Raw genomic sequence first — 23,082 nt, forward strand, 5'->3', positions numbered from 1 at the left:
AAATTTATTTTTTGATGAATACTTTCTTGCCTTCTCCGTTGATGTAAACGCCAGTGGTGGGGTAGGGAACGAGGCGGCCGTTGAGGTCATAGTAGCGTTCTGCTTTCTTCCCGGTGGTTGCCTCCGTCAGTCCGGTTGTCGTCCAGTTGAAGAAGAGGGATGCTGCACCCTGTGCTCCGGTGGGAAGAGCAGATTTGAGGAGATACGCTTTGTTGGCAGCGATGATGTTGGACGTGGCGGGATAGAAGCCGACGGCTTCATTGAAGATGCCGAGTCCGTAGTAGGGGATGGTGATGTCGGCTGCTGCGGTGGCGTTGCTTGCGTTGAATCCTTTTCGGCGTGCCGTTGTGCCGGAGAGTTTGTTGGTCAGCGTGTTGCCCGAAGTGGTGACGGCGAAGGTGTAGGTGTCAGAGGCGTTGGACGAGGTGGAGTAGAGCAGGACGGGCTGTTTCGCAGCGAGGTTTTCTCCTGCGCTGACCTCTTGCAGGGTCATGGCACCGTTGTCAGCAATTTCGCTCACATAGTACACATGCAGCGAAGCGTCGTCGGGGATGGTGACCGCCATGGGGAGGCAGAGCGTTGCCCATTTGGCGGCACCGATGGTGACGGGCACCTCGGTGATTTCGCGGATGTGCCATTGCAAGCCTCTGTTCGTGGCGGGGTTGTCCGTGCGGCAGATGAGTCGTCCAATTCCGGTTCCTTTGCCAGTGCCGGCGTGGAGATATTTGGAACTGTTGTTCTTGCTGCGGATGGACCAGAGCAGGTTGTCGTTGTTGATGTTAGCCAGGACGAAGGGTTCGGTCCAACCCTTGTTGACCGTCACTTCCATGCCAGCCATGTCGTTGTAAGCGGAGAGGTTGGCAATATAGTAGTCCGAGTTGGCGTGGCGGAAGTAGTATTCATTCTCGGCATTCTTCTCCATCACCCATGCCGTTTCGGCAACGCTTCTCACGCCGGGGTCAGCGATTTGGAGGTCTCGGTCGCCGTAGGTGGAGTTGCCGCCTTCGGTGTCGGTGATGGCGATGCTGCTGACGATGCAGCCGGCGAGGTTAGCATCGTAGGGTGAGATGAGTTGATAGAACTTCGTTTCTTCGGGTTGCTTGGTGGTGGCGGTCTTCACGTCTGCTGAGGCATAGGCATTGACCAACGCAGTGAAGTTGCCTTGTGTGGGGTTGGCTGCGTAGTTTTGCGCAGCTGTCCGCAGGGCGGGAGACGCTGTTTCCAGTACGGCACCTACGAGGAGCAGGTCGTCGCCGGTGTTGACGGCAATTTTCAGTTCGTCCGCAATTTCCTGTCCCGTCTTGACTAACTTGAAACGATGCTCGTCTGTAGCGTTGTTGCTTCCGGTGTATTTAAGATAGTTTGCAGAGTACCAGTCGCCAAGGATAAAAGTCTTATCGGAAGGAGTGACCGTGAGGTAGAAGCCTCCGGCAGCGTCGGTGTAGTCATTCACATTGAAGACTGAAGCGCCGGTCTGCGAGTTATCATAAGGCAGAGAAGTGCCGTCGCCCGTACCTTTGGCTTTGAGCGGGGCAGTGGCTCCGTTCTTGTAGGAGTAGATGCTCACGCCTTGGAGCGAAGCGTCGTCCTTGACGAAGCAGAAGAGACGGTCGGCTTCGAGGATGGCAGCAGCGTCGCTGACCAACTTTGTCTCGTTCCATTCAGGACAAACGGTGGCAAGTTTACCACGAACAGTGAAAAGATACCAAGTACCTTCGTCTTCAAACGAACTGTTCTTGATTTTCGTGAATTCCATCGGGAAGTCCAGGGAGCAGTTGATTTTCACTTCCTGTCCCGCAGCGGTGACGGTGGCGGTGGCAGCAGCCTCGTCGCCGAAACTTTGGATGGAGTAGTGGTCGGCTGCCACGGCTTCCGACGTGGTGGTCAGTTCTGAGAATTGCGCGATTTCCTTGTTCACCGTCACCGTGCCGTCTCCATAATTATATAGGAGTGTGCAAGCCACGTTGGGGCAGTCGTTCGCGCGGTCGGGACCTGCCACGCTGGCGTCGCCGTCGGCATAGTAGAGCGCGGCGTCAAAAGGGGAGAGGGAGGCGGTGGCAGTTCCGGCGGAGTAGTTGAACGCGTTGTTGGTCGCGTCATAGACATAGATCGGCGTAGCGTTTTCCGCAGCCGCTGTGGCGTTACCGCCGAAGCCGGTGGTGGCGCTGGTGCCGATGCCCGTGGTGCGGAAGGTCACGCTCTTGCCTGTGTAGATGGAGGGCAGGGAGAGCATGTTTGCCCCCGCGGCGAGGGTGGCGGCGCGAGTCCAGGCGTTGTCCGCGTAGGTGTAGTTGATGAGGCTTCCTGCCGCTTCCTCCGTGGTCAGTCCGTCAATGAAGATGGCGGTGGGTGCAGCAGCGAAGTAGAGGGGATAGAGGCGGTCGTTGCTCAGCGTGCGGGTGTAGGAGAGCGGCTGACCGTTGAGGTTTGTGGCGGTGGCGGTGGCATCGTCGGTGGCGCAGAGTTCAATCATGTCCGTGGCGGGCACGTCGGTCGCGTCAAGATTGTTGCCCGCTGCCACGCTCCAGAGCATGGGTTGCAGCCAGGCGGTGCGGTAGGCTGCTTCCTTTCCGTTCGCCTGCACGTAGGTCTGAAACCCCTTGGCAAAGGCGTTGGGCTTTGCCTTGGCAGGCGTCGCGGCGGTGGCGACGATGCGGTCAAGTTGGGGTGCGGCGGTGAAGGCACCTCCGGCGATGGAGGTCACGTTGGCGGGCAGGTTGAAGCGGTGGGTGGTCAGTCCTTCGGGATAGGCGAGGAGGGTGGTGCCGTCAGCGGTGTAGAGCACGTTGTTCACAGCCTTGAAGGCGGTGTTGCCGTCTGCCACGGTGAGGCTCTTCAGTGCCGTGCTGCCTTTGAGCGGCGACGCGTTGAGGTCGGTGAGGAAGGCGGTGAAATTGACGCCTGCGGGGATGGAGGAGGAGAAGGTGCTGATGTCGTTGAGGGTGAAACCGCTGTAGTTCTTCGTCTCCGTGTTCCCCTCTGCGTTGGTGAGCGTCACATTGACGGTCTGTGCTGCACCGTCATAGTCAAGGTCCACGGAGAAGTTGGCGCCCATGGTGAGGGTGCTGGTGTATTTCCCGCCTTCACCGCAGTTCACCTTGATGACGAGTTTGCCTGCTTTAGCCAGATAGAGTTGAAATCCGCCGGTGTAGTCAGGGTTCAATGCACCAGTGCCGGTGGCGAAGAGACCGGAGCCCCAGGAGTTGTAGGTGCTGCCGTCGTTCTCCACGTCGAGATGCACGTTCCATTTTCCGTTGCTTGCGAGCGTCTCCTCGGGATTGAGTTTTGCATTCTCGGTTCCTGCTCCCGTCAGGCTCAGCGTTTCCTGTGCCTTGCCGATGGAGGTGAGGGTGGAGGGCAGATGAAGGGCGGTCAGGGTCGGGAGGTTCTGCAGCGCGCCTTTCTTGATGGCGTTGAAGGTGCAGCCGTCGAAGGATTCGGGGATGTTCAGCGGGCCTTCGCCTTCAAGTGCGGTGATGACATAGCCCGTGGCACCGTCTTCGCTGACGGTGGCAGTCCATTTGTCGATTTGGACGGAGGGATAGCCGAAGCGGGCAGTGAACGTGCCGCTCTCGGCGGGATAGTAGTAGAAGCTGGCATCGGTGGAAGCCACGCGACCATACTGGTCTTCCCAGTATTTAAAGACATACTCTCCTTCGGGGAAGGCTTCCATGCAGATTTGCGTGCCGACGGGTACGTCAATGTCCAAGCCGGTGACACCGGTGATGTTGCGCACGGTTCCCTTCTTCTCGTCCTCGCTCTGGATGACGATGTGGGTGGCGTGGTTGGCTTTGTCGAGCACGTTGACGAGCACTTCGTAGCACATGCGGTTGAGCGTGTTTTTGGCGGGGAAGGCACCGGTCTCGCTGTCGTAGCCACTCTTCCAGGCGCCATCAAAGCGGAGACGCAGGTGGGTGATGCCGGTCGGCATGTCGTAGGGGAGGAGCACGGTGATGGGGTCGTTGCAGATGCCGCTGAAATAACCTCCCTTGTTGCCACGCGCTTCAACCAGTTCGCCCTCATCGTCGAAGTCGCCGTCGCAGTTGAGGTCGATGTAGGCAGAGAGGTTGCAATAGCCCAAGTTGCCGGCATCTGTCAGGTTCACCTTGAAACTGCTGCCTTTTGCCACCTGGACGAGGGTCGGTGCGGTGTTGAAGAGGGTGGCGGGCACTTCCGATGCGGAGTAAATCTCGGTGGTGTTGTCGTCCTGGGTGTAGGAGATGGCAGTGACGTATTGGTTGTTGCGGATGTCACCGGCATCGGTCCAGTCCTCGCCGGGCACGCCCCAGATGCTCTGTACGAAGTGGGCAGTGAGGGTGGCGGCTTCTTTGCCATAGTAGTGGAAGGGGTTGTCGGTGCTCTCGCTCATCGTGCCGTCGATGTCCACGTTCCATTTCAGGAAGTCATAGCCCGAATTGGCGTTGGCACGGAGGGTGAGATAGTCGGTGGTGGTCACGCTTGTGCCGTCGTGGTCGTCGATGCTGACCGATCCCATGTCTTCGCATCCTGCAGCGAGGCTGACGCTGACGGTGCGGGCTTCGGTGATGTTGTCAGCCAGTGCGAGCTGATAGTTCAGCACGGTTTGGTCGTCCAGGACGAGGCGTGCTTTGACCAGACCTGCGGCAGCTCCGGCAGGGATGGCAACAGTGGCTTCGGTGAAGGTCTCGCCATCGCCGTAGGCACCGTCGTTGTTGAGGTCGATGCTCAGCGAAGAGAGGGTGGCGCCGTTGGGCAGGGGGACGATGTAGTTTTCGCCGCGATAGCCCTGTGTAGCATACACATCATTCTTCAGCGTCTGCTCCACGTGGCGGCGCACGTAGTTCTTGTTCCCCTTCGTGTCGGTGAGCGGCCAGAAGTAGGTGTCGAACTGCTCCTTGGCGATGGTTTTGGTGTTGCCTTCCGGAGCGGCGGTGTAAGTGTAGGTGTGGTTGGTGTCCTTTTGCCAGCCTTTGCCCCATGCATACCAGGAAGAAGGCAGGGCGGTTCCGTTGAGCTTGTTGTCGAAGAAGAGTTTCCAGCGAGCCAGATAGTAGTCCTTCAGCATGCCGCCCCACTCGCGGTTGGAGTAGTCGAAGAGCGACCAGTTGTTCTTTGTGTCCCAACTTGTGATTTGGAGTCGGAGGTTGTCGTGTTCCAGCCAGTCAGCGTCGGCGCTGGTGGCACCGCCTGCCACGGCGGCAGGTTCGGAGGCGATGGCGCGTGCCATTGCGCCCCAGTTGCCGTAGCGGTAACTCTGGTGGGTGTTGAGCAGTTTGTCAATGCCCTCGATGAGGTTGAGATAGTGCTGGGCGCGCGGTGCGAAGTCAGCGTTGTTTTTTCCGCCGTTGTTCCAGTCGGTGTTGAGTTGCTGGAGCAGGGTCATGGCGTAGTCAGTGAGTGCCTGACGGGTCACGTCGAGGAGGTCGTAGTTGTAGTTGTTACCGGAGAGCGTCTCCACCTGGCTGAGCAGGTCGTCGGCGGCTTCAATCACAAAGTCCGTGTTGTGGGAAATCACTCCCGTACTCCATGCCGACACCTTGGAGGCGGTGAGGCTGGGCTGTGCGCAGACGATGGGTTCGGAAGTGCCTTGCTGACCGGTGGTGCAGTTATAGACCGATTGATACAGTTTGTCGTAGGCGTTCTGCGCCTGGACGTTGGCTTGACCGTAACGTGAGGTGGTGTATTCCTTCACCCAGTCCAACTTGTTTGCCGGTTTCTCCATCCAGGGCAGTTCGAAGAGCATGTCATAGAGCATGGGGTTCGTCTCGATGCCTTCGGGCGTGGCGCCGATACCCTTGCACTGGTTGGGCTTGGCGGAAAGCGAGGCATAATAGTTGTCCATCGTTTTGTCGAAACGTCCGTGCAGACCGATGCGGCCACCGAAGTTGTGGAGCATGCAGTAGATGAAGTTGTGGTTGCCGAAGCTTCCATTCTTGCCGCGCGGGTCGTTCTCGCCGAAGAGGTCGAGCACCATGAGCTTGCCCTGGGCTACGTTGTTGAGCAGGTTGCTGCTGGGGTTGTGTCCCCAAGCCTGCGCCACCCACACCGCGTCGCTGCTGACGTTGGTGGAGAGGGCACTGTAGAGAGCCTGGATGAAACCGGGTTGGTCTTTGTAAGAGAGGGGAGTATTATCTTTGTGGAGATACGTGCCGCCTTCGTGGTTCACGTCCATGGCGTAGTACTTGGACGTGCCCATCACCGCCTTCAGGTGCTCATAGTATTTCTTGGAAACCTCTTCCCACTTGTTGCTCTTGTGACCAATGAGACCGGGAGCGGTGATGCCCTGCCACGTGCCGGCGTTGTTCACCTCGGTGGCACTTGCCTTGGTGCCGAAGTCGTTGGGCACAGCACCCGAGAAGGCGGGCAGCACGGGCGTCATGCCGAAGCTGCGCATGCGTGCAAGCATGGTTTGGCAGAGGGCGCGGGAGCGTTCATACCACCACTTGGGGTTGGGACCTCCGTGGCCTTCCACGTTAATCATGCCCCACCAAGCCTGAAAGGCGGGACCAGCCACGTGCTTGCTCACTTCGGCGGCGGTGTAGCCGTATTCCTGCGTGTAGAGGTCATACCACACGGCGTCGAGACCGACGAGCATGAGCGGCATGTTGATGCCGTGCAGCGCCATCCAGTCAATCTCTTGCAGCCAGCGCTCCGTGGTCCACAGGGCGCAGGAGTAGGAGTAGGTACAGTAGTTGAGATAGTAGCGCAGGTCTGCCGAACAGGTGTGGGTCTCTTCGCCCAAGGGCACGGGGAAGTCCACAGCCGAGAGATCAGCAGTCAGCTGGTTCCAGGTCAGATTGACGTGGGCGTGGTGGTTGAGATACCAGTTGATACCCGTCGTCACGGCAAGGATGCAGTTACCCTTGATGCAGGGTTTTCCGTCTTGCGAGGTGATGACAAAGATGTCTTTGCCGTTGGTGCTGAGGGCATCGTCCACGATGGTGACGATGCGGTCCGACGTTCCTGCGCCACCGATGCGGTCGAGCATTTCGGTGACCACGGTGGGGTTCGTCTTCGACGCAGCGAAGACAGGACTCCATGCCGTGCAAAGCAGTGCGAGCACGGTCAAAAAGTTGAGGATTCTTTTCATGTGTGTATGATGAGTATTAGATTTGATTTGTCAAGGCTGTGAGGACGGTGTGGTCAAAACTTTCATTTTGACTCCCCCCTTAATACATTAAGGTACGAGATGCAGTTCCGAAGCGTTAATATATTAATTTGTGGCAAATGTAAACATTTTTTTTCACTGCGCCTCATTTCTCCTGTTATTTGCTATTCATTCGCACGGTTGTCCGGTTTTTGCCGTTTCCTCAGACTTCTTGCCCGCAGGCTTTTGCCGTTTGCAAGGATGGACGGCGTAGGCACTTTTAGGTGGCATCAAGTCACTTTTTTCCTGCGCTTCGTCACTCCTGCGCGCCGACTTTTTGCTTCCGCCCGAGGGACGGCAAGTTTACCGCCCGAGGGACGGCAAGTTTACCGCCCGAGGGACGGCAAGTTTACCGCCCGTGGGACGGTAAGTTTACCGCCCGTGGGGCGGTAGGTAACGAACCCAAAGGAAAGAGCGACGGAGCCTAAGGAAAAAACGTGGCTGCCCGCTAAAATTTTACGGCATCAAGTCACTCCTGCGCGCCGCTTTGTCATTCCTTCCCGCCGATTTGTTACTTACCGCGGCACGGCGGTAAACATGCCGCGGCACGGCGGTAAGTGACGAGATGCGCACGCAGAGTGACGCGCTCTAAGGAAAGAGTGACTAACCCTAAGGAAAAAGTGACGCGCCCTAAGGACATACTCCACTTATAGAAGCCGCCTTTAACGAAGCCGAATTTTGCGTCATTTCTTCTGAAAGCCTTAATTTTGCCGCATCATTCAAAACTTGTCTTTTCATGTTTCGTTCCTTCTTTCGCTTGACCGCCCTTGTCTGTGGGTTACTCACAGCCGTGCCTTCTTTCTCTCAACTCACCGCTGCGGACAGTCTGTTCAGTCGTTTCAAAGCCGCTTCGGGTTTTGACCGACGCTATCCCCGCGAGACGGTCTATGTCCATTTCGACAATACCTCCTACGTGGAGAACGACACCGTTCACTATAAGGCATACGTCGTGCGAGCCTCCTCCCTCAGACCGACTACGCTGAGCCGTGTGCTCTACGTCGAACTGCTCAATGCCGACGGTCAGCTGGTCGAACGGCAGGTGCTTCCCGTCGATTCGCTGGGACAAGCCGACGGGGCGTTCTCGCTTGCGTTTCCCGTCAGAAGCGGCTACTATGAAGTGCGCGCCTACACTCGTGCCATGACCAATTGGGGTGCGGCGGCGTGCTTCTCGCGTGTGCTGCCCGTCTTCGCTGCCCACAATCCTATGAAGACGAACGGAACGGATGCGCGGCAGGGCATTGAGAGCCTTTCCATTCCGCAGCCGATGCCCCACGACAAGGTCACGCTCGCCAAGCCGCGCCCCTATCTCCTGAGCGACAGGAACCGGTTACGCCTCAGATTCTATCCCGAGGGAGGTGCGAGAGTCCGTGATGCCGAGCAGCAAATCGCCTTTGAACTGACCGACGGACGCGGAAGAGCGTGCGAGGAAACCGTCAGAATCTTTGATGAGAACGGTGACTGCCTTGCCGAGGCACAACCCGAGAGCCGGGGAAGAGGCAGTTTTCTGCTTCCTGCCGGAGTGGGGAAAGCCTATGCCCTCGTCGGGGAGGATGAGACGCAGAAGCGCATCCCCCTTCCCGAAGCCACGGAGGATTTTGCGCTGCGCGTCATTCCCGAAGCCGACGGCATTGAAATCACGGTCAGTGCAGGAGGCGAGGCAGCGCAACGCGCGGAACTGCTGGGGCTGGCGATTCTCCACCGCGAGCGAGTGACCTATTTTGACACCGTCACCGTCGGAGCGGAGCCGGTCTGCTTCTTCTTGGAAAAGAAAAACCTTCGCGGCGGCGTCAACCGCCTCGTGCTTTTCGACACGAAAGGGCGAAGCCACGCCTCGCGCCTCTTCTGGAGTGCGCCGATGCCTTCGGAGGAGCGCACGCTGAATGTGGAGGTGCAACAGAACGAGGCGGTCTATGACCCCTTTCAACCCGCCGTTCTTGCCTTCCGCGTGACGGATGCGGCGGGGCGTCCGGTCAGAACCACGTTCTCTGTGGCGGTGCGCGAGAAAGACGCCAACATCACCGCCTCCCACGACGGCGGACTCTGTGCCGACCTCCTGCTCTCCTCGGAGGTGAAGGGATATGTGCACCGCCCCGACCTATACTTTGAAAAAGACGATGCGGCACACCGGCGCATGTTGGACCTCTTACTGATGGTGCAGGGCTGGAGCGCCAACACGTTTGACGTCATGTGTGAAGCGGACACCTTCCACCTGCAACAACCGATTGAGGAAAAACTGATTCTCCGCGGCACGGTCTATAAAGATAACAACCGCTTCGAACCGCGCCCGGGCTTCTCGCTGTCCATGAAGGCATATTCCCAAACCGGTGCTGCCATCGAAGGAGAAACCGTCACGGACGAGAAGGGAGAGTTTGCCTTTGAGAGTCAGGTGAACTATTGGGGAGACTATCTGGCTCAGTTCACCATGCGCAACGAAGACGGCAAGAAACGCTGGAGCCGCTTGTCCCTGGACCGCTGGTTCGCACCGCAGCCACAGCCCTTCCGCGGACCGGAACTGGAGTTCGACCTCACGATTGACCACGACAGCACACTCATCGCACAGGAACTGCTCGCTACTCCGACCTTCGAGTGGAAAGACACGATTCCCATGCGGCGCATCACGGAACTGAAGGGCGCAGAGGTGAAGGTGAAAAGAAAATATCGCGGCTTCACGGGAAACCGCTACACCTACGACGGAGGAGAGAAAACAGGGATGAGACGTGCCACATACTACTATAACCTCCGACAGGAAGTGGACAGATACAAGGACATGGGCTATCAGCCCGGAGAACTCTTCTCCTTCCTCTCCAAACTGGAGCAGGAGGCGGCGGTGGACCACACCATGCTGACAGAAGGGGAGTATGAAACCGGGAATCTTTCAGCGGAATACAATCTTCGCGGGCGGAAGATGGAGATATACATTAATAATACGTCCTACGATTCTCTCCTGGCTCGCTTCCCGGAACTCTACGCGGACCTGCAGGCAGAGGAGTTCGTCTCCTGCTACATCGTGGAGGAGGGACTGGCGGAGAATGCCGTCACGGGAGAACAGATGAACCGCAGCACGGCGCGCTACAGAATGTATCTCTACCAAGACCCCGAGGCGTTCCGCGTGAGAAGTCAGCGCGGGGTGGAGCGTCGCATGATTCAAGGGTTCACGGAACCGAAGAAATGCTACGAACCGGACTATCGCACCTTTGATGCGCCGAACGAGAAGGACCTCCGACGCACGCTGAAATGGGCACCGTCCGTGAAGACCGACGCGCAGGGCAAGGCTTCCCTCATCTTCTACACCAACGCCCGCCCGGAACAACGCCTCGACATCAGCGTGCGCGGCGTGACCGACGACGGCAGACTCCTGGACGTGAGGTGAAGAGTGGCAGACGTGGCGCGGCGTTTTGTCACAAAGCGTGGTGACTGCCCCGAGTGTGGAAAAATGCAAGAACGGAAGGACGATAGAAAACCGGCGGTGCGACACGTCTCTTATGGGAAAGAATCCGTCCGTCAAAGTAAACGGAATCCGACCTTCAAAGAAAACCGTTTATTATTGTCCGCTAAACTTTTCATTTGCCTCTTGAAAAGTTTAGCGGACAGTAATAATTTCTTTCGTTTCAGAGTCTCCGCGTGGACACGCGGCATTTCTTTCTTGCAAAAAGGACTGCGCAGATTTTTCTGCGCAGTCCTTTTTTTGGGAAGATGTTTCGGCGTCTTTGAACGCTTGGGCGTCAGAGAATGCCTTGTGCCATCATGGCTTTGGCGACTTTCATGAAGCCTGCGACGTTTGCGCCTTTGACGTAGTTCACATAGCCGTCGGGCTCGGTGCCGTACTTCAGACAGTTGCGGTGGATGTCCTCCATGATGAGGTGCAGACGGTGGTCCACTTCCTCTGCCGTCCAGGAGAGACGCTCGGAGTTCTGGCTCATTTCAAGACCGGAAACCGACACGCCGCCGGCGTTGGCAGCCTTGCCCGGCGCATAGAGAATCTTGGCTTCCTGGAACACGCGGATGGCACCCGGAGTGGAGGGCATGTTGGCGCCTTCGCTGACGGCAATCACACCGTTTGCCACGAGGGCTTTGGCGGCTTCCTCGTTGATTTCGTTCTGTGTGGCGGAGGGCAGGGCGATGTCTGCCTTCTCAAACCAGGGCTTCGCACCGGGAACATATTTGCAACCGTATTGCTCGGCATATTCACGGATGCGACCGCGGTAGAGGTTCTTCAACTCCATGATGTAGTCCAACTTCTCGCGGTCGATGCCGTCGGGATCGTAGATATAGCCGTCGGAGTCACTCATCGTGAGTACCTTGCCGCCGAGCTGCAGGACTTTCTCTGCGGTGTATTGTGCCACGTTTCCGCTTCCGGAAATCAGCACGCTCTTTCCCTTCAAGTCTTCCCCGCGAGTCTTCAGCATCTCCATCAAGAAATAGACGTTGCCGTAGCCGGTGGCTTCCGGACGGATGAGTGAGCCGCCGAACTCACGTCCCTTTCCGGTGAACGTGCCGGTGAACTCATGCGTCAGTTTCTTGTACATGCCAAACATGAAGCCCACTTCGCGTCCTCCCACGCCGATGTCGCCGGCGGGCACGTCGGTGTCGGGACCGATGTGGCGGCTCAGCTCCAGCATGAAGGCTTGGCAGAATCGCATCACCTCGGCGTTGCTCTTGCCGCGCGGCGAGAAGTCGCTACCGCCCTTGCCGCCACCCATGGGGAGCGTGGTGAGGGAGTTTTTGAATGTCTGTTCAAAAGCAAGGAATTTCAGAATGCTGAGGTTCACGGAACTGTGGAAGCGAATGCCTCCTTTGTAGGGACCAATGCAGTTGTTGTGCTGCACGCGATAGCCCATGTTCGTTTGCACTTCTCCTTTGTCGTCCACCCAGTTCACGCGGAACTGATAGATGCGGTCGGGAATGCAGAGGCGTTCGATGAGTTTCGCCTTCTCAAATTCGGGGTGTTTGTTGTACTCTTCTTCAATGGTTCCAAGAACCTCCTCCACAGCCTGATGATACTCCGGCTCGTTGGGGAAACGTCGTTTAATTTCGTCCAGAACTTTCTGAGCTTCCATGTGTTTTGTTTTATGGGTTGAATGAATAGATGACAAAAGGAATAGATGAAACCGTAAGGATTTCGTGGAAAAACCGTGAGGATTTCACAGAAAAAGAAAAGGAGGTGTGTCAAGGTTCAAGATTCACGACGCACCGCCCCGCAATTACTTTTCGTCAGCAAAACTACGTGATTCTATACAAAGTTCCAAAAAAAGTTGAATAAACTTTCTTTTCTTTCAAATATTTGCATAAATGACGGAAAAGTGTGCAAATCAAATTAAGCTTTCCTCGGCTGCCGCAGCTCCCGTTCTTCGTCCGCTCGCCTCATCGCTTGCCATCTCTCCCGACAGTCTCCGATGTAGTAATCACACAAATGAAAGAAAAAACGTCTAAGAAGACAGCCAAACATCCTCCCTGACGCACCACCGCACAAGGCATCCGGATTTTTTGCCACGCCGTGGCGAAAATTTGCCACGCCGTGGCAGAAAATTGCCACGCCTTCCAGGAAAAACAACGACCCCAATAAACTCTAATCTCAACCCTCAAAAAACAAAACTCATGGGAGACGAAACAGAAACCGCTGCCACAGCCGCATTCATGCTCTCTGCCGACACCAAAGCCCACAACAAATGGTGACAATCTTTCGCCAACCATTGAACAACCATTGAACAACCATTGAACAAACCCTGTTCAAACCCTGTTCAATCCCTGCTCAAGCCATCAAACAACCTCCGCGCCGACTCTCCGTCTCTTCGCGACAAAGCCCTTCCCTTTAGGGAGGGGTTGGGGTAGGCTCCTCTTCGTCTCTTAGTCTCTTAGTCTCTTAGTCTCTTTGACTCTTCGACTCTTAGTCTCTTAGTCTCTTTCTTGAGCGGGGGAGCGCCGGGCAGCGTGGAGATTTCAGCCTTTCACCTTCTCGATGACCTCTTCCAGAGTGAGGGAGGTCTGCTCGCCGGTGGTCATGTCTTTGAGCGAGATGCGCTGCGCTTCCATTTCCGATGCGCCGACCAAAGCGACGAAGGGAACCTGGAGCGTGTTGGCATAGCTCATCTGCTTCTTCATCTTCACGGCGTCGGGATAGACCTCCGTGGCGATGCCGGCACGGCGAGTGGCGACTGCCAGGCGCAGACAGTGGGCGGCTTCCTGCTCGCCGAAATTCAAGAACAGCAGACGGGCACCACTCTGAGTGGCAGAGGGATAGAGGTCCAGACGGGTCAGTACGTCGTAGATGCGGTCTGCACCGAAGCTGATGCCGACGCCCGAGAGCCCGGGAAGTCCGAAGATGCCGGTGAGGTTGTCGTAGCGACCGCCGCCCGTGATGGAACCAATCTCCACATCGAGGGCTTTCACCTCGAAGATACAGCCCGTGTAGTAGTTCAAACCGCGTGCCAGCGTCAAGTCCAGTTCCAGGACGTTGTTCAGTGAGGCTCCTTCCAGGAGATTCATGACGAACGCCACTTCTTCAATTCCTTTCAGTCCGATTTCGCTTTCTGCCAGGACGGAGCGCATGACTTCAAGTTTCTCGGTGTTTGTTCCGGAGAGGTTGAGGATGGGCTGCAGTTTCTCCACAGCCTCTTCGGAAAGCCCGGCGGTTCGGAGTTCTTCGTTCACCTTCTCGGTGCCAATCTTGTCCAGTTTGTCGATGGCGACGGTGATGTCCACGATTTTGTCGGCAGCGCCGAGCACTTCCGCAATGCCGCTCAAGATTTTTCGGTTGTTGATTTTGATGGCGACGCGGATGCCGAAGCGCGTGAAGACCTTGTCCACGATTTGCATCAGTTCCACCTCGTTGAGCAGGGAGTCGGAGCCGACGATGTCGGCGTCACACTGATAGAACTCGCGATAGCGTCCCTTCTGTGGGCGGTCGGCGCGCCAAACGGGCTGAATCTGGTAGCGTTTGAAGGGCATTTGCAGTTCCTCGCGGTGTTGCACGACGTAGCGGGCAAAGGGGACGGTGAGGTCATAGCGTAGTCCCTTCTCGCAGAAAGCGGAGGCGAGGGCGGCGGCGCTTTTCTCAGTGAATTCCTCCGGCGTCACCTTCCCGCGGAAGTCGCCCGAGTTGAGAATCTTGAAGAGCAGTTTGTCGCCTTCTTCGCCATATTTCCCCATGAGCGTGGAGAGGTTCTCCATGGCGGGCGTTTCGATTTGGCGGAAGCCGTAGAGCGAATAGACCTCACGGATGGTGTTGAATATGTAGTTGCGGCGTGCCATTTCGATGGCGCCGAAGTCGCGCGTGCCCTTAGGGATGGAAGGTTTTTGAGCCATAGTTGCTTTCGTTTTGTTCGGTTTGAAGAGGGAGGCTTTGCGGTGTGTTCCGCAGAATCGGGTGCAAAGTTACGATTTTTTCGTCACGCGCGTTCTCAGAACTCCCTCGGAGGCGCGTGTGACGGTCTTGAAAGTTCCAAAAAGAATGCGGGAAACACACTTTGTGAGCGCGTTTCCCGCATTCTTCTGTTCTTGCGACAGATTCCCGAGGGAGAAGTTGAGAGAGAACTGAAACCTTGCTTGAAGGTTGGATTGACCGAAGTCAAGGGGTGTTTATAAAAAGATTGTTTTACTATGGTTTTACGTCCTGCGATTCAAGACGGGTCAGCGATATGGTGATTGTTTTACTTTCCGAAAGATGAGTGAGGCAGCGTCTTAGACGGACTTGGCGTTTCACTGTCGTATCAAGTTGTGGATGAATGCGTCCGTCATGTTTCCGGTGAGGTCCACAAGGATGAATCCTCCGTTTTGTTTGGTGAGGAGCACGATTTCAACGATGTTTTCTCCTCTTCGTCGCGTGTAGATTCTGCGGGTTGTGTTTTCCGCTCGCAATACATAGCGCGCGGCGTTTTGTGCGGCAAGCTTGACGGCTTGTTCAAACGCATGTTCGGTTTCTTGCTTGTCTTTGTTGATGACGAGGCGTATGGTTTTCACCTGTTTGAGTGCGTCTCGATTGACGCCATCGGTTTCGAGGGAGGGCAGTTGCAGCATTCGTTCCATCATCAGCGGACTGATTGTGGTGCATTCCATGGTGATTTCTTTTCCGTGGATTTGCATGAACCTTGCTGCGAAGTCCTGCTGTTTTTGTGCCCAGAGACAGAGGTTGCACGTGAGAGAGAGGAGAAGGATGAGCGTTCGTTTCATCGCCGTGTGTGGTTTCTTTGTTTTCTCAGTCGTTTGCGTGTCCGTCTCACTCCGCTTGTTTATTTTGTTTGTTGGGGGCCGGTTTCAGGGTGTCGGCAGCAGCGGTGGAGGGTCCTTCCTTGAAGAGTTCCAGTGCTTCCATTCCCATTTCGTAGGCTTTCTGCGGATCTTGGTAGGAGTCTTTGTAGGCTGCGGTGTTGTAGTCCCATCCTCCGTTGTTGCTGTTTTCTTCCATTTGCAGCGAGTGTTGAGTGGCTGTGCCGAGGAGTGTGATGATGGCGACGGCGGCAGCGGCTCTGTAGAGTGGGCGGAGGCGGTGGGCGATGGTGAATTTTCCGGCTTTGATTCGGCGGGGATTCTCTTTGCTTGTCTCTTCGTTGATTCCGGCTGCGGCGAGGAGTTTCTCGTCAAAGTCTTCTCCGAGGGAGACGTCTTGTTGGGCTTTTTCAAACATGAACAGTTCTTGGTAGCGAGCCAAATGAGCCGGCACTTCCTTTTGGTTGAAGAAGGTGCGCAGAATCTGCTCTTCCTCGAGCGAGGTCTCGCAGTTCCAGTAGCGTTCCAGCAGTTGTTCGATATATTTATAGTCCATGTTTTTCTATGTTTTCAAACCGTTGTCGGATGAGTTTCCTTGCGCGGTGTAGTGAAACTTTGAAGTCCTCTTCTGTGATTTGCATGACTGCGGCGGCTTCTTGGTAGGTCATTCCTTCGATTTCTCGGAGTTGAATGGCAGTTCTCATTTTCTCGGGCAGTGCCTGCAGGAGTCGGTTCACTTTCTCCAGTCGGTCTTTCCATTCCATCTGTTCTTCGGGCGTCTGTCGGCTGTCGAAGGTGTCGGTTTCGGTTTGCTCGAGGGAGAGGTTGGCGTGTTCTTTGGTTGCCAGTTTGTCGAGCGCGAGGTTTCGGCAGATGGTCATGCAGAAAGCTTCGAGGTTGTTCACCGCCTCCATTTCTTCTCGCTTTGTCCAAACGCGGAGGAGCGTGTCTTGAGTGAGGTCTTCCGCATCCTGCCTGTTCGCTGTGATGCGCAGCGCCAGCCTGAAGATTTTGTCCTTGAGCGGGAGCAGGTCGTGTCGGAAATCTAAGTTACTCATGGAGGGCTTTCTGTAGGGAAGACGACTGGGAAAGCGAAAAGTTACAGTCGCGTGTGATTTTTTTGTGTTTTTCTGAAAAAAAACGTGCGGAGCTTCCTTCGAGAGTGTTGAGGGTGTATCAAAATGCACATTTTGGCTTCACCCTCGAAGGTGTGTCAGATTGGCTATTATGACACACCGCCACATTCTCTTTGTTTCATTTTGGCAGGGCGTCCGCGCCGTTTGTCGGCATGGAGTATTTCGTGTCGGAGAAGACGGTGATGGCTTTGAGGAGTTCAGGGCTGGCGACGCGCACTTTTTCGCCGGGTTGCGCCGTGCGACTCTGGGCGTGTGGGTCGGTGCCGTTGGTGGTGTAGGCAACACGGGCACCGCGCACGGGACTTTCCAGCGTGAAGGTCCAGCCGTCTTTGTTTTCTCCGTCAGCCGAGGGGACGTGTGTCAGAATCGGTTCCGGCACCCGGAAGTTGCAGCCCATGGCGTCGAGGCGTGCGAAGTGGGCAGAAAGTCGGTGGCGGAAGTCCGTGAAGGAGCGAAGTTTCTGGGTGGTCCATCCCAGCTCGCTGACGGCAAGGAGGCGCGGGAAGGTGAGATATTCCATGTAGCGCTCAGAGCGGTTCTCGTCGATGGCACGTATCTCCTGCAACACTTCGCCGTGAATGAACTGGTCTGACCACATGCAAGCCTGAATGCCGATGGTGCAGGAGGAAGGGTCACTGTCGGGGAGCGGGAGCGAATAGCATTTTGAAAGAGGGATGGGCGGACACCATGTCGCAGCCTTGACCTCACCTTCCTTGCCGCTCTCGGGGAAGTCAAGGTAGGTGTAGTAGCAGGGAGCGACCAACGCCTGTGCTCCCGCTTTGTGTGCCACGGCGGTGTCGCCGATTTGGTGCCAGACCATGCTGACCAGTGGGCGGTCAATCTTGCCTCTCAGCAGCGCCTCTTCCCATCCGATGGCGGTTCGTCCTCGGCTGACGAGATAGTTGTTCACCTTGTTCGTCAGCCAGCCTTGCAACTCCGGAACTTTCTCCAGTCCTTCGCGTTTCATGAGTGCCTGGCAGTGTGGGCACTGTTCCCAGCGTTCATAGACCGCCTCGTCGCCGCCGATGTGAATGTAGCGGGAGGGGAACATGTTCATCGTGGCGTCCAAAACGTCCTTGAGGAAGATGAGGGCGGAGTCGCGTCCGACGCAGAGCAGGTCACGACTGATGAAGTGCTGGGTCGGCACTTGGTGTTGTTTCCCGGTGCAGCAGAGGTGGGGGTAGGCTGCGACGGCTGAGAGGATGTGGGCGGGGAACTCGATTTCGGGAATGACTTCTATGCCTCGGACGGCGGCATATTCCACCATTTCCTTCACGTCCTCGCAGGTGTAGTAGCCGCCGAGTCGCTTACTTCCTTCGCCTGCCCAGGCACCGACTTCGGTCAGTCGCGGATAGGCGGGAATCTCCAGTCGCCAGCCCGAATCGTCAATCAGGTGGAGGTGCAGTTTGTTGAGTTTATAGGCAGCCATGCAGTCCATGGTTTTGAGCACAAACTCTTTGGGGAAGAAGTAGCGCGCCACGTCCAGCATGAAGCCGCGGTAGGGGTGTGACGGGCTGTCTTCGATGTGCAGACAGGGCGCCTTCCAGTCCGTGTGATCGGTCAGCGTGTTACCCAAAATGGGAGCGGGGAAGAGTTGGAGCAGGGTTTGCATGCCGTAGAAAGCGCCGGCGGCGTCGTGGGCAGTGATGACGATGCCTTTCTCGCGGATGTCCAAGACGTAACTCTCCGCCTTTGTGGCTTGGAGTGTGTCAAGGAGCAGCACGATGTCTCCTTTGGTCTTGCCCGGCAGGAGTCTGGCTGCGAAGCCCGTGGATTTTCGCACCTTGTCGGCGAGCCATTTTGCCTGTGGCTCGAGGGAGGAGGGAAAGGCGATGCGCGGTTGGGAGGGAAGACGGAAGTCCCCGGTTTGCATCGTCACCTTGCGGGGTTGTGGGATGAGGTCGGGCATGTCCTGTGCGAACAGCGGCAAGGCGAGAGCCGGGAGCAGAAGAAGAACGGAAAGGAAAAGTTTTCTCATGGTTTTTGTGGCTTTACGATGATTTCAAGAGGGTTTTCGAGCGTGTCCAAGAGGGGTGTTTAATAGGTTCATGCTTGAACCTAAAGTCTAATTGTATGATATACAGATGTTAGCGCTTGCGCCTTTTTGATACCATATATTCCCCATAACCGACACAAATACTAGATCCACAGAGATTGATTCTCCCAATCATTCGGGAAACCCATGTAATGGCCAGGATTTGCGTGTAATCAAGAGCGTTCTTTGTGTAATCCATATCTCTATGAAGGGGTGTTCTATAAATTACGGGATAAGGAATGTTCAAAAGAAAGTGCTTACGTTTTGGTCGCTTTTCATTTCTTAGCGCGCCCTTTTGTGAGTTTCGTCAGTCACATAGCCCGCTATGCTCCTTCCTCAACTGACAAAAGTCCATCTCTAAGAAATCAAAAATCAACTCAACCTAATTTTTAGAACACCCCTAAAAACGAAGTTCCGCCCTGGTTCGCTATTCAAATGGGAAGCGTGGCGGAATCTATTGCTGCAAAATTACTTTATTATCTTTAACCGTGCAATTTTGCCCATACTTTTTCATAGAAATAATGATGATCCAGCTAGAAGTAGCAGCAAAGCAGTCTCTTGGGTGTTTTATGTAAGATGAGAGTCAAACTATGGCAGGTCTAACCCTCATGCTTTCTGTGTGACGAGCAGGACGTGTTTCCCGTCTTGCAGGGTGGTGGCGAAAAGATAGGTGACGCCGCCGTCTTTCAGTTTGAGCTTCTTGCGCAGCGCCTCGGTGGTTCCGGGGAAATTGCGCAGTGTCAGGTTTGCCCGTTCGGTTGTTTGTCGCAGTCGGCGCAGGGCGGCTTTGTCAAATCCCGTCACCTCTCGAATGCGGAAGCTGCGCCCTGGGAAGGAGGGGAGCGACTCCATACCTATATATAAGTGGGAGTCCGCTGCCACCTTTTTCAACCCGAAGCGTTCGGCAACGAGGCGGAAAGCACCGGCTTTGAGCAGGGCGGCACAGGGTTCGAAGAGATAGTCGCCCGGGGCGGGATGCTCGCAGAAATTGACCTTTGCATTCCTTTCTTCGGAGGCGAAGAAGGACAGAACCGGGCAGCCGCGCACCACGGTCGTCTTGGGTTCATCGACTGTGCCATCGGCACGGAGCACGAGCAACAGTTCCTTGCATTCTCCCGCCGTTTCCACCACTTCCACCTCGTGAACGTGTCCTTGAAGACTTTTGACGGCGTGCCGGATGTCAAGCATCGGCGAGAGCTTCACCATGACGAGGGGCGCTTTCTCTAGCAAACGTGGCAACAGAGCTTCAACGTCGGGCGTGCAGTCTTGGATGAGCACGGTCTTCCGTCCTGCCTTGTCGCGACGGGCGGGGTCCAGGAAGATGAAGTCGGCGAGCGGCATCCGGTTCAGAAAATCCTCCGCTGTTCCGCAGACCACTTCGGCGTGGGTGAGACCCTGCAAGGGGAAGTTGTGGCGCGCCGCATCGCAGAGCACCGCTTGTCGTTCCACATAGACGGCCTCTCGGAACAGAGGGGCGAGAAATGAGAAATCCACGCCCAATCCTCCCGTCAAATCAACCATCCTGCCGCGCTTCACGGGTGGTAGCAGTCGCGTGACTACGTCTGCTTTGTGGCGTGCCGCCGCTTCTCCGGAGCACTGCTCCCACGCCAATCGGGTGGGACAGACGATGTCCTCGTTCGCTGCCCACGAAGGTACTTTCGCAAGCAGGCGTTTCCTCTCCTCGTCGCTGAGGCGGTGGATGCAGTCGGGGGTGGAAGGGGGCAAGGTGTTCAAGGTGTCAGGGGTATTGGGGGCAAAAGGGTCACAGCGTTCAAAAGGGTTGAAACTGCCTTTGAGGTTTGAGGGGACTCACGAGTTTGTACGGTGGAGAACTCACCGGCTTTCAGGTTTCAAAGAGGTGGGCTCCGGTCATGACGCTCACAGAACTCGCATCAATTTTGAGGGCGAAGTTAGCAAAACTTTCTCACTCCGCCGTCTCCTCCCGCTGCGACACACCTCGTTTGATTGCTTAGAAACAAAAAAGCGATGCCGGGGAAGCATCGCTTTGTGGAGACCTTTTGGTTGGGATATACAAAAAATGAGTCCCGCGCAGGGTAAAAGTGGAGGGGCGCAGGACTCGGGGGAAGGGGGTTGTTCCACTCCGATTCGAACGGGGACTGAGAGAACCAAAAACTCTAGTGCTAACCATTACACCATGGAACAAACTTTTTGCAGAAACATTTCTGTTTTGCGGGGCAAAAGTAGGAAGTTTTTTTGAATGCAAGAAATATTTCTCGGAAAAAACGCGCGAAGTATGCTCATCTTCCGTCAAAATCTCGCTTGCGCAGACGCTTTGCTTTCTTTGCAGTACGAAAAAACTTGGGTGTTCACGCTTGGACAAACCTTTTGAGCGAGTCCGGTGCACACTTGCCTACTTGCTTAGTAATCCTCAAACAATAACCTGCATCATCTTTGAAAATCTTTTCGGTCCATATTTTCTCCCTCATCAGTCACATAGCTACGGCTATGCTCCTTCTTCGGGTGAAAATCTGACCTCGAAAATGTCATTCAAATCTGACGCAACTTATTATTTTCATATTACTTAAAGGTGCGTCGGAATGTTTAGGGTGTAAGCCACTGTGGCTGAAGCCGCGGGACGCGGAATCGTAAGTCCAAGACCGACACCGAAGTCCACGCGGCTGTTAGTTCTTTCTGCCGCACCATTCAAGGGGTGTTCCTTATCCCGTGATTTATAGAACACCCCTCAAAGCCTTTGGAAAGCGCTCAGCGCACGGTAATCAGGAAGTAGTTCTTCTTGCCGCGCTGCACGAGCAGATATTTTCCATCCAGAAGGTCTTCGGCAGTGATTTCGCGATCAAACGCCGTCAGTTTCTCTTTGTTGAGGCTCACGCCACCGCCCTGCGTCAGTTTGCGCATCTCGCCTTTGGAGGCGAAACACTGTGTGACTTCTGCGAAGACATCCACCGCCTTGGCACCCACGACTTGGTCGCGCGCTGCCTCAAAGTGGGGCACGCCGTCAAAGACGCTCAAGAGGGTGTCTTCGTCCAGCTTCAAAAGGCTTTCTTTGGTGGCTTTTCCGAAAAGAATCTGAGAGGCTTCCACTGCCATTTCGTAGTCTTCGCGACTGTGCACCAACACCGTCACCTCTTCGCCGAGTTTCTTTTGGAGTACGCGGCGTCCCGGGTCGGCGCGGTGTTCTTCGATGAGGGCATCAATTTCTTCCTTCTTCAGAGAGGTGAAAATCTTGATGTAGCGCTCGGCTTCTTCATCGCCGACGTTGAGCCAGAACTGATAGAACTTATAGGGGGTGGTGTAGCGACGGTCGAGCCAAACGTTTCCTTGCTCCGTTTTACCAAATTTCTTTCCGTCGGCTTTGGTGATGAGCGGGCAGGTCAGTGCGTAGGCATCGGCGTCTGCACCGAGTTTTCTGCGGATAAGTTCCGTTCCCGTGGTGATGTTACCCCATTGGTCGGAACCGCCCATTTGCAGTTTGCAGTTTTTGGTTTCGTAGAGGTGGAGGAAGTCGTAGCCCTGGAGCAGCTGGTAGGTGAACTCTGTGAAGGAGAGTCCGTCGCGTGCTTCTCCGTTGAGGCGTTTTTTGACGCTGTCCTTCGCCATCATGTAGTTCACGGTGATGTGTTTTCCGATTTCGCGTGCGAAGTCGAGGAAGGTGAAGTCCTTCATCCAGTCGTAGTTGTTCACGAGTTCCGCAGCGTTCGGTGCGTCGGAGTCAAAGTCCAGGAAGTGTGCGAGTTGTTTTTTGATACATGCCACGTTGTGGCGGAGTGTTTCCTCGTTGAGGAGGTTTCGCTCGGCGCTTTTTCCGGAGGGGTCTCCGATCATACCCGTGGCGCCGCCGACGAGGGCGAGGGGTTTGTGACCGGCTTGTTGGAAGTGGCGGAGCATCATCACGCCGCAGAGGTGTCCGATGTGCAGGGAGTCGGCGGTCGGGTCAATGCCGACGTAGGCAGTTGCCATCCCTTTGGAAAGCATTTCGTCTGTTCCGGGCATCATCTGATGCAGCATGCCGCGCCATTTCAGTTCTTCTACAAAATTCATAGTCTTATGGTTTCTTGTTATTTATGTCGTGAGATACCGTAATCTTCTTTTCGCTTCGGCGTTGCAGTTCTTCGCTTCGGCGTTGCAGTTCTTCGCTTCGGCGTTGCAGTTTATCGCTTTGAAGTTGCAAAGTTAGGGATTTCCTCGCAAACTTTTGTGTGTCGATTCGTAATCAATTCGTGTTCATTCGTTTTCCAAGTAAGAAATGTTTCTCCATTAATGCTCATTAATTTCTGAACAGTCATGTTCCAAAAATCAATTCATGGTCAATTCGTGGATAATTCATGAACATTAATGTTTCAAAAAACGGTCCTTTCGCCCTTCGTCTCTTCCTCTCTTCGTCTCTTCGTCTCTTAGTCTCTTAGTCTCTTAGTCTTTTAGTCTCTTAGTCTCTTAGTCTCTTCCTCTCTTTGACTCTTCGATTAATGGGACAATTAATGGGCATTAATGGAGAAAACTTTTTGGAACACGAAATGTTCAGAAATTGAACGAATGAATGAAAGACAAAAACCGGAAAAAACCTTGCGCTTGATGCAAACGGCTCTGACGAGCCTTTGATGCTG

The 23,082-nt window shown here is 55.3% G+C and carries 11 protein-coding genes; 2 read left to right on the top strand and 9 right to left on the bottom strand.

Translation table 11 applies throughout. The features are described from left to right. Positions 1–4: 4 nt before the first annotated feature. Positions 5–7,069 carry an alpha-N-acetylglucosaminidase gene (locus I6E40_RS03405; RefSeq protein WP_235385504.1) on the bottom strand — a complete coding sequence of 2,355 codons (7,065 nt, stop codon included), beginning with the start codon at positions 7,067–7,069 and terminating at the stop codon, positions 5–7. A 793-nt stretch (positions 7,070–7,862) separates the two neighbouring features. Between I6E40_RS03405 and I6E40_RS03410 the strand changes: the two genes are divergently transcribed. Next, on the top strand, positions 7,863–10,496 hold the full coding sequence (locus I6E40_RS03410; RefSeq protein ID WP_235385505.1) for a hypothetical protein: 2,634 nt from the start codon (positions 7,863–7,865) through the stop codon (positions 10,494–10,496). A gap of 352 nt (positions 10,497–10,848) precedes the next feature. Here I6E40_RS03410 and I6E40_RS03415 read toward each other — a convergent pair whose 3' ends face one another. After that, on the bottom strand, positions 10,849–12,183 hold the full coding sequence (locus I6E40_RS03415) for an NADP-specific glutamate dehydrogenase (protein ID WP_235385506.1): 1,335 nt from the start codon (positions 12,181–12,183) through the stop codon (positions 10,849–10,851). 469 nt (positions 12,184–12,652) lie between these two features. Between I6E40_RS03415 and I6E40_RS03420 the strand changes: the two genes are divergently transcribed. Beyond that, on the top strand, positions 12,653–12,799 hold the full coding sequence (locus I6E40_RS03420; RefSeq protein ID WP_235385507.1) for a hypothetical protein: 147 nt from the start codon (positions 12,653–12,655) through the stop codon (positions 12,797–12,799). Positions 12,800–13,063: 264 nt separating this feature from the next. Here I6E40_RS03420 and hisS read toward each other — a convergent pair whose 3' ends face one another. The 7 genes from hisS to tyrS form a co-directional block, all read right to left on the bottom strand. Next, the gene (hisS, locus tag I6E40_RS03425) at positions 13,064–14,428 is read right to left on the bottom strand and encodes a histidine--tRNA ligase (RefSeq protein ID WP_235385508.1); all 1,365 of its coding nucleotides are present in this window, start codon (positions 14,426–14,428) and stop codon (positions 13,064–13,066) included. A 393-nt stretch (positions 14,429–14,821) separates the two neighbouring features. Beyond that, positions 14,822–15,292 carry a DUF4252 domain-containing protein gene (locus I6E40_RS03430; RefSeq protein WP_235385509.1) on the bottom strand — a complete coding sequence of 157 codons (471 nt, stop codon included), beginning with the start codon at positions 15,290–15,292 and terminating at the stop codon, positions 14,822–14,824. A gap of 46 nt (positions 15,293–15,338) precedes the next feature. Then, positions 15,339–15,884 (bottom strand): hypothetical protein, encoded by a 546-nt coding sequence (locus I6E40_RS03435; RefSeq protein WP_235385510.1) that lies wholly within the window; start codon positions 15,882–15,884, stop codon positions 15,339–15,341. After that, entirely contained in the window at positions 15,874–16,386 is a 513-nt protein-coding gene (locus I6E40_RS03440) for an RNA polymerase sigma factor (protein WP_235385511.1), read from the bottom strand. Before I6E40_RS03440 ends, I6E40_RS03435 begins: the two co-directional genes overlap by 11 nt. A 196-nt stretch (positions 16,387–16,582) precedes the next feature. Continuing rightward, a complete protein-coding gene (locus tag I6E40_RS03445; protein WP_235385512.1) occupies positions 16,583–18,442 on the bottom strand; it encodes a beta-N-acetylhexosaminidase in 1,860 nt (619 codons plus the stop codon). 663 nt (positions 18,443–19,105) lie between these two features. Then, the gene (locus I6E40_RS03450; protein WP_235385513.1) at positions 19,106–20,233 is read right to left on the bottom strand and encodes a class I SAM-dependent methyltransferase; all 1,128 of its coding nucleotides are present in this window, start codon (positions 20,231–20,233) and stop codon (positions 19,106–19,108) included. A gap of 990 nt (positions 20,234–21,223) precedes the next feature. Continuing rightward, positions 21,224–22,519 carry a tyrosine--tRNA ligase gene (gene tyrS, locus I6E40_RS03455; RefSeq protein ID WP_235385514.1) on the bottom strand — a complete coding sequence of 432 codons (1,296 nt, stop codon included), beginning with the start codon at positions 22,517–22,519 and terminating at the stop codon, positions 21,224–21,226. Positions 22,520–23,082 lie beyond the last annotated feature (563 nt).

Origin of the sequence: Prevotellamassilia timonensis (assembly GCF_021531665.1) — a bacterium.
Lineage (GTDB): Bacteria > Bacteroidota > Bacteroidia > Bacteroidales > Bacteroidaceae > Alloprevotella.